Genomic DNA, 13786 nt, shown 5'->3' with positions numbered 1-13786 from the left:
CAAACGTGTGATAAGTCTCGGCGTCTTGGTGCGGTCCGCACGCGCCATGACGTTGGCACGCCGTAAGACTTGTCTGGCTGAGGCCGCATCTGCGGACGAGCTTTTCGGGTGGGACGGGCATTGGCGCGCTCGCCCGCTTGGTGCAGATCGTCCAGAGCTGCATCTCGATGCTGGCCCGTGACGGGGTGAGCCGGGCCGAGCTGGAAGGCGTAGCGCAAGTTGCGGTGCGGAGATGGGATGCCTGCACCTGAGGGACGCCGACTCGGCCGCTGAACCTGCTGCACAGTCCAAGCTGCTCGCAAACTACGACCACGTTGCCGTCGTGCCGCCGCGCGATCCCGCCGATCGCCGCGCTCCTGGCCGCCATCGCCCTCTCCTCATCCGACTGCCTGCTGCTCGCGTCGGATTAGTTTGAGCGCTATGGGCGATGCCGGCATGGGTGCGGCTGTCGCTCGAAGCCATCCGCAGATTTGAGCCGGGAAGAGCGAGCATGCCGAATACGTCTGGCCTAAATCGAACTTTGGGCAGCGCGATCGGTGTCATCGCACTGGTGTCGGTTCTGAGCAGCGGCGCTGTTCTCATCACGGGCAACCAGCTTCGGGATGCGACCGACGCCCGAAATCGCTCCAGTCAGCTGATCCGCGGGCTCGATAATTTCCGGACGGCCATGCTCAATCAGGAGACCGGGTTGCGCGGCTACCTGCTGACCGGGCGAGAGGCTAGTCTAGAACCGTACCGGGCTGGACGCTCGGCTTTGGACGAGGCCATCAGCAGCCTCAGAGGTATGATCGGCAACGATGCGGAGCGCATACGACTCCTAGCCGACGCCGTGTCGGCGGCTCGCAGCTGGCAGACCGATATCGGCGAGGCTGTGGTCCAAAAGGCAGCCGATCCGACGACGCGAGCTGAAGCGGTGCGCGTCGAGGCTGACGGGAAAGGCAAGCAGTTCTTCGACACATTGCGCGAGCGGCTGGCGGCTATCGAAACCCTTGAGGATGCCGTCCGTGTGACCTTGGTGGGGCGTGTCGCGCAGGCCCAACGTGACGAAAGCGTAGCCTTGTGGGGCGGCACCCTGCTCACGCTCCTGATCTGCGCGGGCATATGGATCGCAATCAATCGTCTGATCGTCCGCCCGCTCGTGCGCGTCATTGCGTTTATCGCGCAGGTTGGAGACGGCGACCTGTCGGGAAGGCTGGAGACAGGCGCGGGCGGCGAAGTCGGTCGCCTTGGCACGACGCTGAATGCGATGGTGGCCGGCCTCTCGGACCTCGCCAAGACCAACCGGGCCGCCACCGCCGACCTGAACGCCGCGGCGGCCGAGATCCGCGCCTCGGCCCAGGAGCAGGCGGCGTCGGTGGAACAGCAATTCGCGGCCGTGCAGGAGACCGCCGCTACCATGGATGAGATCAGCCAATCAGGCGCTCAAACGGCCAAACGCGCCACCGAAGTGATCGCCACCGCGCAGGCCACCGCCCAGACCTCCCGGCAGGGCCTGCGCGCCGTCTCCGACACCGCCAAGGCCATGGATGCGATCCGTGAGCAGGCCGAGGCGGTGGCCGGCAACATCGTCAGCCTGTCGGAGAAGACCCAGACGATCGGCGACATCATCGAGACGGTCAACGACATCTCGGAGCGCACGCATCTCCTCGCCCTCAACGCCGCGATCGAGGCGGCCGCGGCCGGCGAGAGCGGGCGCAGCTTCGCGGTGGTCGCCTCCGAGATGAAGCTGCTGGCTGATCAGGCCAAGGCGGCCACCGGGCAGGTGCGCGGGATCCTGGGCGAGATCCAGCGGGGCATCAACACCTCGGTGATGCTCACCGAGGAGGCGGTCAAGCGCGCCGCCGCCGGCAAGACCCGCTCGGACACGACGCAGCGGACCATCGAGGAGATCACCGCCAAAGTGGAGGAAAGCGCTCAGGTCTTCCAGCAGATCGTCGCCTCGACGAACCAGCAGCAGCTTGGGATCGAGCAGGTGATGGGGGCGCTCCAGAACATCCGGCAGGCGAGCCAGCAGACCGCGGCCGGCACGAGGCAGGTCGAATCCGCCTCGGCCAACCTCACGGAGCTGGCCCAGGCGCTGATAGCGCTGGCCGAACGCTACCGGCACTGACCCGTTCAGCATTCAAGCCGATCACTGACCTACTTCGTTTGGTCGGACCTGTCGGCGTAGGTGCGAGCCTGCGCGGCAAACAGGTCGATCTGCACAAGGCCCTGCTTGCTTGCGTTGATCGGGTCGGCCTTAGCATGGTCGCTCGGAACTATACCGGTTGGCTTCGACCCGGTCGGTCGACCAGCGGCACAGTCAATCGATCCCCCTGGTCGCGCGGGTCCGTGAGGTACCCTTGCAGAGATAAGGCAGCAGGAACCGGCTGAGGCGAACGCGACTTTCGCAATCGACTCAATCGGAGTGATAGCATGGCGACCGACACCACCCCGCGACCGCACCAGACCCGCAACGACACCGACTCGAATGCCAAGCAGGTGTCGGTACAAGCCCTCAACGCCCGGCTGGCAGACGGCATCGATCTCGCCCTGGCGGTCAAGCAGGCTCACTGGAACCTCAAGGGTCCCTCATTCATCGGCATCCACCTGATGCTGGACGGCTTTCGCGCCGAACTCGACGACCTCAACGACAAGGTCGCGGAGCGTGCGGTGCAGCTCGGCGCCACGGCGTTCGGCTCGACCCAGGCGGTCGCCGAGCAGACCAAGCTGCCAGCCTACCCGACCGGCATCTACGCCATCGCCGACCACGTGGCCGCGCTGATCGACGGTTATGCCGCCTACGCCAATGCGGTACGCAAGAACATCGACGAAACCGATGAGGCTGGCGATCCGGATACCGCCGACCTGTTTACTGAGATCTCGCGGGCGGTCGATAAGCAGCTCTGGTTCCTTGAGGCCCACGTTCAGGAGCCCACCGGCGAGATGCGCGACGGGAACAAGGCGAACTGAAAGGCCCTATCGGGATCCCGCAGCTTCATGGTCCACCTCCTCAATGGACCAGCAGGGATGATGGGTACTGCGGCGTCCTGTACAGGTGCAGGTGCCCAGCATTTTCTCGTCTTGCAGCATGCTGGCGATTGCTCGGTGGTGGCGAGCCAGCGTGCAGCAAATCGCGGCGTGAAGGCTGGAAGGCCAGCGCGAGCAATCCAGAGCTTGACGCGAGGCGCCAAGCCGGAGCTGAAGGCCGTAAAAGGCTGACCTTGGAGCGCACTGCTTCACTGATGTTGGCAGGAGCCGCTGCGCTGCCAATCACGCCGACGATAGCCGGCCTCAGTGCAACTTCGAGACATCCCTCGATGGCGCCGCCTCGGTCTCTCGCCCCTCTGGCAAGGATGAAGCGATCTGGCGACCAAGCTCAAGCATCAGCGCCTGCAGAAGCGGTTCAAGACGCGCAGCGGCGCCGGCCTCCAACTCGTGCATCAACTCCCACAACTCCAGCGCACGCTCGGCCATACGCTCTACTGGAGTTCCGATGGCCGCTGGGACTGCGAGGAAGCGCGACGCCCCTTCCTCTGTCCGCGTGTCGGTTACGTCTATGATGATCCCGCGCCCACGCATCCGGCCATTTTGATCGCGCTCGAAATGCCCGCGGGACAGTACCCAGCGAACAATGCCCGGCGCTGGCAGGATGCGGTGCTCCCACACGAACAGACCGCCTTCCTCATGCACTTGCCGCCGGCGCACTGTGTCTGCGGCGAGATCTTCTGGATGAAAGATCGATAGCAGGCGCCTGATTGAGATGCCTCGTGCGGCATCCGCAGAAGACAGCCCCAATATCTGGGCCATAACGACATCACCACGGATGCAGTCGCCTTCGACATCGCTCTCCCACAAGCCGATGTTGAGGCTGGTCAGCGGCAAAAGCGCTGAGGAGAACGTATCGTCCGGGGACCGACGCGGCATGCGCCAAACCAAGCTCCCGTAATCCGAGCACAACAACGAGAATGGCTTTTCGTTGCCGTGCAACCGAGATATACAGCGATACGATTACACGCGATAGCAGGCCCGACATGGGCGAACGTGATAAAGGTGATGGCCGCGAGTTCGGTCTCCCCGCGATTGATCAGGCCGCTGCCGCTCGCGAGCGTGAGCGCAAGCTGCGGGTGTTAAAGCGGCTCGGCGAGGCTCTTGGCCGTCCTGTCGAAGACTTTTACGAGCCGCTTGCTACGGCCGATACGTCTAAAGATAAGTCAGGCGACGGCAGATGACGGCTCATGCCTCTGCCTCTCTGCAGAGTGGTAGCCGTCTGCCTAGAACAGACTTGGTACGTCAGTTCATATGTTTGCGGCGCTCCCGTACTTCCTGCTGCGCGAGCTTGCGGCCAAGATCGAACAGAAGCGAATCAGCCAGTGCCTTCAAAACTGGGTCTTGCAACTCGACGATGGCCCGCTGAGCCGCCACGGCGTGGTCGACTGCCCGCTCCAGCGGCGTTGCCGTACCGTCAGCATTGGTCAAATCCTCGATGGTTTCGCCCGCTCGCAACTGCGTGATGTCAACAATGATGCCACGCCCGCTCAGCGGACGGCCCTTATGATCACAGTAGAAGCGGCTGCGCCCCAAAACCCACCGGGTCACACCATCCGCCGAGCAAACCCGATACTCCGCTACGTAGGAGCAACCCTCCTGGGCGTTCTGCAGGATCAACGCTAAAACGCGCTGCCGGTCTTCAGGATGAATGCCGGCGATAAAGCCGGACAGCGGCGTGCCTGCCTCCGCTTCATCAGGGTCAAGATTGAACAGCAAAGCTACGAAAGCGTCGGAGCGCGTCAAATCCGAGACGCAGTCCCATTCCCAGCTGCCGATCACGTCCAGAGCGTCGATGGCCCCCTGAAACGCCTGCGGACAGGTCTGACCCGCAACGGTCTTCGGCTTGGGCATCCCGGTCCCTGGTTCGACAAAAAAGCTGATCTGCGTAACAAAAAGAGCGGTACAACCTCAAGGCGAAGTTTTACAAATTGTGGCCACTGTTGCGTGCTAACAACTAGTAGGCGAGCCGAGGTTGTATAAGATTGAATACAAAATTATGGCACTATCGATGGGAGAAGGTTGTGGGCTCGAAGACACCTCCAACGGTAGGGGCCACGGCAGCAGAGGGCCTGGCGGGAAAGACCTGCGACCAGCAGCCGGAACCGCCGAGTTCGAAAACCTTAGCGCGGCTGCAGCAGATTGCTGGTGCACTCCAGCTGCCCCTGTCCGTGCTGTTCGACCTGCCCGAGCAACGGGACGCAGCGATCGAACGAATCGATCGGACTGCCGTCAGCACTCGCAACTTGAGCATTGAGTGTGTTGCACTGCTCCGCGCTTATAGTAGCGTGCGTGATCAGACCGAGCGACAGCGGCTCCTCAAACTTGTGCAGGACGCGGCCGAGCAAGCTTGAGCTTCCAGCCGCGGTTGATCTGAAGGCAAAGTACGTTTCTACCGTCTCGCCGGTCCAATCTTTGGCGTCAGACGCCTGACCGGTGTTTGTCAGGGGAGCCCAACGGCCGAAATGATCGTAGGGAGACGGTGTCGTGCGCTATCTAGCCGCCATGTCAGCTGGCACAGCCGCGGCCCGCACGTACTCCAAGCAGGACTGCCGGATCTTGGGATCGGAGATCGCCAAGAAAAGTCTCAGAAGCTCGAGTTCCTGTGACGTGGCTTGAAACGCCGCATCGCGGTGCTGAAACGCATCCTTGCGGAGCACATCTTCGCTGACGCCGAGCGTCTGCGCCACCCGCTTCAAAATGCGCTCGGTGCGATCCTCATTCATTGTGGTTACCCTTCTGAACGGAGTGCGAACCGCCCTCGATGTGCCTGGCTTGGAGAACAATCTTCTCTCAGATGGATATTTCATCCAAGCTTGCAATTCACGATTGCGGCAACTAACCACAGCTTGTCCTCGTCCTGTATGCGAGTAGACGAATCATTGCGGTACTTCTTCGCAGCGCGTGACTTCTCGTGCGGGTACTTGGACGCGCTGGATTGGACGAATGTTCTCGATAGCTCGAATGGATCCCGCCTTGCGCGCGGCCGGACTGATCGGCACGTGGAATACAAATGTCGCTGCGGGCCGCTCCATACTCGATGAAGGTGCAGCCGCCCTGTTGGCAGGCAATGGCGCTCTCGCAGGCCAGCCGCTTCCTCTCGAAGCGGCTCTCGCACGCACGCATCCGGAAGACCGCACGTGGATATTTGAACGCATCCGCCGCGTTCGGCAGACCGGTGGACCTTTCTCGGCCGAGTTCCGGATTCTATCGGAGGCCGACAAGGTCTGCTGGGTGCTTTGCCGCGGTTCGCTCGAACGCGACGAGACAGGCATCATGCGCGGCCGGGGCGCCTATATCGACACGACTGACGCACACAACAGCCCTTTCATTCCCGCTACCGCACTCAACCAGGATGGGGAAGACCCTCTGATCGTCGCTGCCGACCGCTGCATCGAAGTGCATACGGCCCTCGGGCAGGGCGAGCACGTTGATCTGCAGCAACTGTCCGAGACACTGCTGTTTGGGATCGGGCGCAGGCTGGCGCAGCGGGGATAGGCTGCCTCACGCGCGCTCCAGCCGGGCGAGGATCAGCGTGCCGGTTGCCGCGATGACGTTGCCGCGCCGGTGCCACGGCAGCACCATCGGTTTCGGCATCGTCGCCCTTCCGCCCCTGGCAAAGGCATGTCCGGCGCCGCGATCTCGCTGTCCTGATCAGTCCCGCGCCGCCATCTGGCCTAAGTGCCAGGTGGCCCTGCTCCTCCCGGGCAGTTAGGCAATCATCAATCACAGCGGGGGCGATATTCAACCCGGGGTTCAATTCCTGGTTGTATCAACGATTTCATTTACAAATACCGGTAGAGGATCCCGAACACTGGTATGAACGGGGCCTGGCCGTGTCGACTTCTGCACCTGCCCCCTTGGACGGGGGGCCAATCCGAACCATCGTCACCGACCTTGCCGCATCTCAGCGCGCGCTTCAGGCCTCTGAAATGCGCCTGCGCATGATCCTAGACCACATCGACCAAGGGCTTGTCATGACCGACGCGGATGATCGCGTCCGCGTCTACAACCGGCATGTCGCCGGCATGATGGGGGTGCCCGAGGATATGCTGAGCGATGGTGCTCGCTTCGCCGATGTCCGAGCCCACCAAGCGGCGCATGGCGCGTACTTTCACCTGCCCGAACACCTGGAGCGTTGGCTGGAGCACGGCGATCCACAGACCCGCGCCGATGATTACGAGCGCACGCGCGCGGACGGCACCGTGCTGCACATCCGCAGCCTGCCGCTCCCGGGCGGCGGCCTGGTGCGCACGTTCACCGACGTCACACAGCGCTACGCCGCGGAAGCCGCCGTGCGTGAGAGCGAGCGCCGCTTCCGGCTGCTCGCCGAGAACTCCAACGATGTCTTCGTGCTCGGCGACCTCGACATGCGTCGCCTCTATGTGTCGCCCGCCGTGCGCAGCATGCTCGGGTACGAACCAGAGGAGTTCGTCGGCAGCACACCGTTCGATTTCGCCCACCTTGACGATGCGTACATCTTCGCCGATCTATGGGCGAAAGCGCGGAACGAGCGGGACGGTCGGTTCATCGCGTGCATACGTTACCGCCACAAGGCTGGTCATTACCTCCGGATCGAGGCTTCGGTGAGCCTCGCGCGCGAGACCGACAGCGATCAGGTGATCGGCTACGTCGCGACCCTGCGCGATGTCACCACACGCCGTGAAGCGGAGGAGCGGGTCCGGCACATGGCGCTGCATGATGCGCTCACCGGTTTGCCCAACCGCACACTGTTCCGCGATCGGCTTGACCAAGCCATCGCTCACGCTGCCCGATCCGGAAATCCCTTCGCCGTGCTCGCCTGCGACCTCGACCGGTTCAAGGCCGTCAACGACAGCTTCGGCCACGCGACTGGTGACGCTCTGCTGCGCGTCGTCGCCGATCGCATGCAGGGGGTCATACGTCCCTACGACACCGTCGCTCGTCTTGGCGGCGATGAATTTGCCATCGTACTCACCTACCTCGACGAGCCGTGCTGGGCCATCCGCATCGCCGAACAGCTGATTGCGGTCGTGAGCGAGCCGATCGACCTCGATGGACAGATGGTGGAGGTCGGGGTCAGCATTGGGCTGACGCTTACGACGGAGCAAAATGCGACTGCGGACGAGTTGTTCAAGCGCGCCGATATAGCGCTGTACGAGGCCAAGGCTGCCGGCCGAAACACGTATCGCGAGTTTGAGATCGACGCAGGCGTCCGCATCGCCATGCGCGGCCAGCTTGGCCTCGACATGAAAGAGGCGATCCGACGCGGTGAGTTCCAGCTGGCTTACCAGCCGGTCGTGGATGCCGCGACTGGCGCAGTCGTCAGCTTCGAGGCGCTGATGCGCTGGTGCCATCCTACGCAGGGCGAGATCCCACCGGGAACCTTCATCCCGCTGGCTGAGGAGACCGGGTTGATCGTGCCGCTCGGCGTTTGGGCGTTGCAGGAGGCCTGTCGTGAGGCGATTCATTGGCCCGCCCACATCCACGTTGCAGTCAACGTCTCGGCGGTGCAGTTGCGGCGCGAGGGCTTGGAGGCATCGGTTCTGTCCGCATTGGCATCGAGCGGTCTGCCGGCGACACGGCTGAAGCTCGAGGTGACCGAAAGCGTGCTGATGCAGGACTCGGACACGGTACTGGCCTGCCTGCACCGCCTGCGCACCCTCGGTGTGCTTATCGCCCTGGACGACTTCGGTACCGGCTACTCGTCCCTCGGTTATCTGCGACGTTTCCCCTTCGATAAGATCAAGATCGACCAGGCATTTGTGCGCGACATTGCGGATCCGGATGCGGCCGCGATCGTGCGCGCAGTGGTCGGTATCGGCGAGCGGCTGGGCATGGGCATCGTTGCCGAGGGGATCGAGACGGTCGAGCAGCTAGACCTCGTGCGCCGCGAGGGCTGCACGTTGGTCCAAGGCTTCCTGTTCAGCCCGCCACTCCCCTCCCACGAGGCACGCAGGTACATGGAGGCTGCTCAAGGCAGGGCCGCCTGACCTATCGCTCGCTGGCCTAACGGGGAACTGGCTCCTCCGTCTGCCGTCACCGCAATGTGCCGTGGTCTGTTACGAGCGCGGCCGCCAGGATGGGGCGGAGAGTTACTACGACCGCTGAGCAAGGAAGCCGCATGCGGCTCAAATGCTGCGCTTGAAGGCGTCGTGGCGTCGGATCGCGATCAATCGCGTCTTGCCTCGATGCTCGCGCGCTTGACCACGGAACGCAACGCTGCGCTGCCTTCCAGCGCGAACCAAGATCTTAGCATATTGGTGGTTTGAGGCGTGTCACCGGGCCGCTCGCGGAAGAGATCGGCGTAGCGGGCCAACTCGCGCTCCACGAACATGTCGAGATAGACAGCGCCTCTGGTCCTTGCGAGCTCGGCGAGGGTGTCCTCCAGAACGCGTTGCATCATCTCGCCGACCATGGCCGAGACGTAGACCGCTTCCGCGCTGCCCTGTTCGAGCTCTTTCAACCACGCCTCCTATTCGCCTTGTGGCCCCCTCCTAAGCTTGACCGGAGGCCCGATGCAACGCTGGCTCTACGCGCTGGCGCTGGGGTGCAGTTCCGGCAGGTGGCATCCTAAACCGACCCTGCGGGTTTCCGTTCAGGGAGTAGGTCACCTACCCTCACAGGGAGACGTTCATGGCAACGGACAACAAGCGCGGCAACCGGGAGGCGAAGAAGCCCAAGGCGGCCAAGGTGAAGACTAACGCCTCGGCGCCATCGACCAAGGGTATGGTGACGGCCAAGCCCGCCTCGGGACCGAAGAAGTAGGACGCAGCGCGTCGTCTGGGCTAGCGGTTCGTCCAGTCCGTTTGCAGTCAAGCGCACCGGACGTGCCGCTGGCGCCGAGGAAACGCTAGCGCTGGCCTTCAGGGCGGCTGAACATCTCAATCCTTCATCGTCGCGATGATCCGGTCGATCGCGCGCACGCTTTCCTCGATGGCGCGCGTGTGGACCAGCATAATTGCTGCATCCTCGTTGCCTGCGTGATCGTCAGGCCACCAGCGGCCATCGTTCAGCTCACGCAGCAGTTCGCCGATACGTTCGTGCTGGCGTCTGAGCAGGGCAGCGGCGCCTTCGCAGGCTTCGTTCTCAGGCATGTCTCCGATCCCATTTTGGGCGAAGCATATGCCAGCTGCAAGACCGGTGTGAAAGGAGGAAGGCTCGGAACGTGCCCGAGCGCGTCGGGTTTCACACTGGCTCGCTCCGGTCTGGGGGATCAACCTGACGGCGGAGCCAAACACTAAGCTCCGTCATGCCGGCGCTGCCCCCACCCGACAGCCGCCTCACGCAGACAACCGCTCCAGCCTGGAAAGGCCGGCGTCTGTAATTTGCCATGTTGCAAACGTGCCGCCGAGATGAGGGCCGGCCCGTTCACCGAGCCATACGAGATCGCCCCGGCTCGCCAAGCCACTCAGGCGACTGTGATCACCCGGCCAAGCCCGATCCGCCTCGCGCTTGATGGAGATGTGCCCGTCCATAGCCTGGGCGGCTTTCGTAAGGAGGCGACGCTCGTGGTTGACCAGCATGGGCAATCTCCAGTGACGGGTAGGCCGCTACGCAGGCACTGCGTAGAAGCTTAGCCATTTAGAAACGTTTTGCAACGCAGCGGCCCGGGTCGGCTTGCGCTCTGGCTGTGGCGCGGCTTTTGATCCGATTGGCGCGCGGTCATTCACTCTACGCCCAAAATCAAACCGTGCCCTTTGAACGAAGCGGAAAGATGGAGGGCGCGTTTCGTGTCGCTGCGGCGGATCGAGCCGCGGGTCGGCATCGACGCCTGCGAACGGCGCTTCCACAGCCAACGTATCCTACTTATCGAGATCGCAGCGAGCAGGCAGGTTACGTCGGAGGGCGAGGCGCTCCTTGCATCCCACATCGCAAGCCTCAACCTGCTCCGCACCCGCCTAAAGAGCCGCTTGGCGGGTGCACCGACCAACACATGAGTATCGTCACGCCCCATTTCGAGGCTGCTATCGAAAGCTTGAGCCGTCGCATTGTGGAGGCCGAAATGCGTTCCACGGCAGCGGCAGGCGCGCTTTCCGTACTGATCCGGAGTGGGTTCGACACGTCGGAGGTTGAGCAACGGCTCAACGAGGAGATCGATAGGCTGTTGATCAGGCGCTGGTGGCTTTTGAAACTCCGCTACCCCAGCTGAACTGAGCATTCTCAATCCGGGATCCAACCCGGTGACCCTTGCTCCTTCACTGACTTCCGACCCAGACCACCGCGGGAGGGCAGTTCAGTTGAAACTCTGCCTTATTCGACAGCCGTCGATAAGCATTCCGCAAAGACGCACGCCCGTACCGCCATGCCGAATATTGACCATTGCTGCTGTTCTCTGCTCGGCATTGAATACGTAGACGGCGAATTCGCTTTGACAGCCCAGCGCCGATATGTTTTCTGATTGAAACAACGCATGGGTATTCGAGATATTCCGAGTTGTTAGAAATCAGAAGATGAACCCGATATATCATGAGGTGTCGTTGCGACGTGTAATAATAATGATATTAAAATGACGCAGCTTTTTTGTTCCGAGCCGCGTCCAAATTTGTATTAAAAAGTAAAATGTTAGCTCACCTTCTAATACCATCGAATTTTAGGTAAACGCCAAAGCAACTCTCGTTATTTGATCGAGGTTATTTGGTATTACGATTGCATAATATATATTCCTGCCGGGGATACGTATTGAATGCAGATAATTATCAGTTTTGTATCTAATCTTCACTTTAATACCGCAGAAGCTCCCAATAGGAGTATCTCGGTCCTACAGTAGATGCAACTGACAACTCTCACTTCGGTGGCAGTCGAAGCTATGCTCGCGAACATTCCATCATCTCTGTATCGGGCACTTGAAGCCCCTGTCGCATTCGAGGGGGTATTCGGCTGGTTCCGGTCCGGGGCGACTCGTCGCGGCGTGGTGCTGTGTGGAACGCTTGGGTTCGAGCAACTCTCGGCCTATCGGGCGTGGCGAGAATTGGCGGCCCAAATTGCCGATGCCGGCTGCGCAACGCTACGGTTTGACTTTCCCGGGGACGGGAATTCTGCAGACGTGGAGGTCATGCGCGCCGATATCTTGGTGGGGGCGATCGCGCGCGCAGTGGGCTATCTGCGCACGGAAGCTTGCGTGGACGAGATTGTTGTAGTCGGTCTTCGTCTCGGTGCGACGCTCGCAGCCTTGTCCGCTTCTTCGTGCGGCATCGACCGCCTCGTGCTCCTGGCTCCTTTTACGAGCGGTCACGCTTACCTGCGGGAGATGCGCCTGCGGTCACGGACGGTTGATCGTCTTTCGACTGATGAGCCGATTCCGCAACCACCTGGCGATGTCTTGCTTGGGGGCTTCCGATTGGGCCCAGCGCTGGTTGCCGATCTCTCGGCCGTCGATTTGATGGCGACCACACAGGCGCCAGCTCCAAACGTGCTGATCGTTGGGCCTGACACCGCACAGCTTTCTCGACACTATGAAGAGCTCGGCAGCCGTGTGACCTCTGCGCCGTTTGCCGGGCTCGCGCAGCTTTTGATCGGCGACCTGTTCTCCGAAACCCCGAAGGACACGTTCGAGGCCGTTGTCACCTACGCTTGCGCAGACGCCAAGCCGGCGTCCTCGGTGCCCCCTGCAGTTCGTGCCGCGGGAGCGATCGGCGGCGCAGGCTGGACTGAGGTACCCGCTCGGTTCGGGATGGGTCTTGTTGGAACGTTATGCCGTCCGGACCGCCCTGTCGCGAACGCACCGACGATCCTCTTCCTCGGGTCAGGTCGCAATGCGCGGTCCGGGCGTGGCCGCCAAATCGCTATCCTGGCGCGCCGACTTGCCCGGTCCGGCTTTCGGTCTCTCCGTTTCGATCTGCGTGGGATTGGAGACAGCCCAGATAGACCGGACGGTTCTTCCCCGCTCTACGCCCTGGATACAGTCGAAGATGTGCGCGCTGCACTGAATTATCTCGATGGATTATCGTCAGCACCTATATTGGTTGTTGGTCTTTGCAGCGGCGCATTTCTCGGCTTTCATGCCATTCATGGTGATCATCGGATAAAGTCAGCCATTTTATTCAATTTATATTGTTTTGACTGGAACCCATTATACGATGTGGAGACCAAGATACGAAACCCTTATTGGGGCGTTAGTGGCTACGCAAATGAAGCTAAAAAGGCCGCATCTTGGTTCGCATTGCTTCGTGACCCCAGAAGGATTGCAGCTATCACGGCAAAGCTCGTTCGATTGGCCGGTCGCAGTTTGAAAAAATTTGCGTCCGTTCCGTTCAAAGCTGTATATGCCGAGAATACAGTTGCTGGCCGCATCGGTAATATCAGGCTGCGTGGCGCCGGCTTGACCCTGGTGTTCAGTCCGAATGAGCCGGGGCTAACGGAGGTGCACGCAAAACTCGGGCGCACGCCATCGGAGGTCGAAAGAAAACTCGGACGACCGCTCGTTATGATTGAGCAGGCCGACCATAATCTCACCGTCGACGGAACGCTCGATAAGTTTTACGAAATAATATTAGAGTCTATCAAATGTGTGTGCGAGAAAGCCGCAAAGAGTAACGAAGACGAAATCAAATCTCTTAGATATTCACTGGGATTTTAAGGGCAATCACGCTCACGAAGCCGGGGTCATGCGGCTTTCCGGGCGCTACGCTCTGACAACCAGCACCTCCACCGGCCTCGTGTAGAAGCCGGCCGGTCCTTCCATCATCACGCGTTGCGGGCCGGGCTGGCCTATCGGCGTGCTTTGGCTTTCCGGGCCGCGAAGCGTGCATCGCGCGCGGCCTTCTGCTCGGCGGCCAGC

The 13786-nt window shown here is 61.6% G+C and carries 15 protein-coding genes; 8 read left to right on the top strand and 7 right to left on the bottom strand.

The features are described from left to right. Positions 1-490: 490 nt before the first annotated feature. Together OXS27_RS27480 and dps are read left to right on the top strand one after the other, a co-directional pair. Entirely contained in the window at positions 491-2110 is a 1620-nt protein-coding gene (locus tag OXS27_RS27480) for a methyl-accepting chemotaxis protein (protein WP_267360396.1), read from the top strand. A 305-nt stretch (positions 2111-2415) separates the two neighbouring features. Further along, positions 2416-2952, top strand: a complete 537-nt coding sequence (gene dps, locus OXS27_RS27475; RefSeq protein WP_243921538.1) for a DNA starvation/stationary phase protection protein Dps — start codon at positions 2416-2418, stop codon at positions 2950-2952. 321 nt (positions 2953-3273) lie between these two features. On the opposite strand, the gene OXS27_RS27470 is transcribed toward dps, so the two are convergent. After that, entirely contained in the window at positions 3274-3906 is a 633-nt protein-coding gene (locus tag OXS27_RS27470) for a PAS domain-containing protein (protein ID WP_243921540.1), read from the bottom strand. A gap of 107 nt (positions 3907-4013) precedes the next feature. Between OXS27_RS27470 and OXS27_RS27465 the strand changes: the two genes are divergently transcribed. Further along, a complete protein-coding gene (locus OXS27_RS27465) occupies positions 4014-4211 on the top strand; it encodes a hypothetical protein (protein WP_243921542.1) in 198 nt (65 codons plus the stop codon). A gap of 61 nt (positions 4212-4272) precedes the next feature. Here the strand turns inward: OXS27_RS27465 and OXS27_RS27460 are convergent, their stop codons facing one another. From OXS27_RS27460 to OXS27_RS27450, 3 genes are all read right to left on the bottom strand, one after another. Continuing rightward, positions 4273-4881 (bottom strand): PAS domain-containing protein, encoded by a 609-nt coding sequence (locus tag OXS27_RS27460; protein ID WP_243921544.1) that lies wholly within the window; start codon positions 4879-4881, stop codon positions 4273-4275. Positions 4882-5150: 269 nt separating this feature from the next. Next, a complete protein-coding gene (locus tag OXS27_RS27455) occupies positions 5151-5375 on the bottom strand; it encodes a hypothetical protein (protein WP_243921546.1) in 225 nt (74 codons plus the stop codon). A gap of 144 nt (positions 5376-5519) precedes the next feature. Continuing rightward, positions 5520-5753, bottom strand: coding sequence for a hypothetical protein (locus tag OXS27_RS27450; RefSeq protein ID WP_267360392.1), 234 nt, complete (start codon positions 5751-5753; stop codon positions 5520-5522). A gap of 238 nt (positions 5754-5991) precedes the next feature. Between OXS27_RS27450 and OXS27_RS27445 the strand changes: the two genes are divergently transcribed. Then, positions 5992-6525: a PAS domain-containing protein gene (locus tag OXS27_RS27445; RefSeq protein WP_243921550.1), complete on the top strand. Its 534-nt coding sequence runs from the start codon at positions 5992-5994 to the stop codon at positions 6523-6525. Positions 6526-6959: 434 nt separating this feature from the next. Continuing rightward, positions 6960-8999: an EAL domain-containing protein gene (locus tag OXS27_RS27440; RefSeq protein ID WP_346733089.1), complete on the top strand. Its 2040-nt coding sequence runs from the start codon at positions 6960-6962 to the stop codon at positions 8997-8999. A 179-nt stretch (positions 9000-9178) separates the two neighbouring features. Here the strand turns inward: OXS27_RS27440 and OXS27_RS27435 are convergent, their stop codons facing one another. Then, on the bottom strand, positions 9179-9472 hold the full coding sequence (locus OXS27_RS27435; RefSeq protein WP_243921554.1) for a hypothetical protein: 294 nt from the start codon (positions 9470-9472) through the stop codon (positions 9179-9181). Between the two features lie 170 nt (positions 9473-9642). On the opposite strand from OXS27_RS27435, the gene OXS27_RS27430 reads away from it, so the two are divergent. After that, positions 9643-9774: a hypothetical protein gene (locus tag OXS27_RS27430; protein ID WP_267360389.1), complete on the top strand. Its 132-nt coding sequence runs from the start codon at positions 9643-9645 to the stop codon at positions 9772-9774. 116 nt (positions 9775-9890) lie between these two features. Here OXS27_RS27430 and OXS27_RS27425 read toward each other — a convergent pair whose 3' ends face one another. Further along, positions 9891-10103 carry a hypothetical protein gene (locus OXS27_RS27425; protein ID WP_243921555.1) on the bottom strand — a complete coding sequence of 71 codons (213 nt, stop codon included), beginning with the start codon at positions 10101-10103 and terminating at the stop codon, positions 9891-9893. A gap of 186 nt (positions 10104-10289) precedes the next feature. Next, entirely contained in the window at positions 10290-10532 is a 243-nt protein-coding gene (locus OXS27_RS27420; protein ID WP_243921557.1) for a hypothetical protein, read from the bottom strand. Between the two features lie 410 nt (positions 10533-10942). Here OXS27_RS27420 and OXS27_RS27415 point away from each other — a divergent pair, with 410 nt between their 5' ends. Both OXS27_RS27415 and OXS27_RS27410 read left to right on the top strand, forming a co-directional pair. Continuing rightward, positions 10943-11158, top strand: a complete 216-nt coding sequence (locus OXS27_RS27415) for a hypothetical protein (protein ID WP_267360386.1) — start codon at positions 10943-10945, stop codon at positions 11156-11158. A gap of 618 nt (positions 11159-11776) precedes the next feature. Next, the gene (locus OXS27_RS27410) at positions 11777-13585 is read left to right on the top strand and encodes an alpha/beta fold hydrolase (RefSeq protein WP_267360384.1); all 1809 of its coding nucleotides are present in this window, start codon (positions 11777-11779) and stop codon (positions 13583-13585) included. The last annotated feature ends 201 nt before the right edge of the window (positions 13586-13786 follow it).

It is taken from the genome of Methylobacterium sp. GC_Met_3, assembly GCF_026540775.1.
Lineage (GTDB): Bacteria > Pseudomonadota > Alphaproteobacteria > Rhizobiales > Beijerinckiaceae > Methylobacterium.
Note: the sequence above shows the minus strand (reverse complement) of the source record. Positions and strands in the feature narration are given on the sequence as shown.

Bases quoted from the DNA above. Each gene is read 5' to 3' on its own strand.
- OXS27_RS27465 (WP_243921542.1), top strand. From the start codon at position 4,014: ATGGGCGAACGTGATAAAGGTGATGGCCGCGAGTTCGGTCTCCCCGCG.
- OXS27_RS27445 (WP_243921550.1), top strand. From the start codon at position 5,992: ATGGATCCCGCCTTGCGCGCGGCCGGACTGATCGGCACGTGGAATACA.
- OXS27_RS27425 (WP_243921555.1), bottom strand. From the start codon at position 10,103: ATGCCTGAGAACGAAGCCTGCGAAGGCGCCGCTGCCCTGCTCAGACGC.
- OXS27_RS27410 (WP_267360384.1), top strand. From the start codon at position 11,777: ATGCAACTGACAACTCTCACTTCGGTGGCAGTCGAAGCTATGCTCGCG.
- OXS27_RS27470 (WP_243921540.1), bottom strand. From the start codon at position 3,906: ATGCCGCGTCGGTCCCCGGACGATACGTTCTCCTCAGCGCTTTTGCCG.
- OXS27_RS27450 (WP_267360392.1), bottom strand. From the start codon at position 5,753: ATGAATGAGGATCGCACCGAGCGCATTTTGAAGCGGGTGGCGCAGACG.
- dps (WP_243921538.1), top strand. From the start codon at position 2,416: ATGGCGACCGACACCACCCCGCGACCGCACCAGACCCGCAACGACACC.
- OXS27_RS27480 (WP_267360396.1), top strand. From the start codon at position 491: ATGCCGAATACGTCTGGCCTAAATCGAACTTTGGGCAGCGCGATCGGT.
- OXS27_RS27460 (WP_243921544.1), bottom strand. From the start codon at position 4,881: ATGCCCAAGCCGAAGACCGTTGCGGGTCAGACCTGTCCGCAGGCGTTT.
- OXS27_RS27430 (WP_267360389.1), top strand. From the start codon at position 9,643: ATGGCAACGGACAACAAGCGCGGCAACCGGGAGGCGAAGAAGCCCAAG.
- OXS27_RS27440 (WP_346733089.1), top strand. From the start codon at position 6,960: ATGCGCCTGCGCATGATCCTAGACCACATCGACCAAGGGCTTGTCATG.
- OXS27_RS27420 (WP_243921557.1), bottom strand. From the start codon at position 10,532: ATGCTGGTCAACCACGAGCGTCGCCTCCTTACGAAAGCCGCCCAGGCT.
- OXS27_RS27415 (WP_267360386.1), top strand. From the start codon at position 10,943: ATGAGTATCGTCACGCCCCATTTCGAGGCTGCTATCGAAAGCTTGAGC.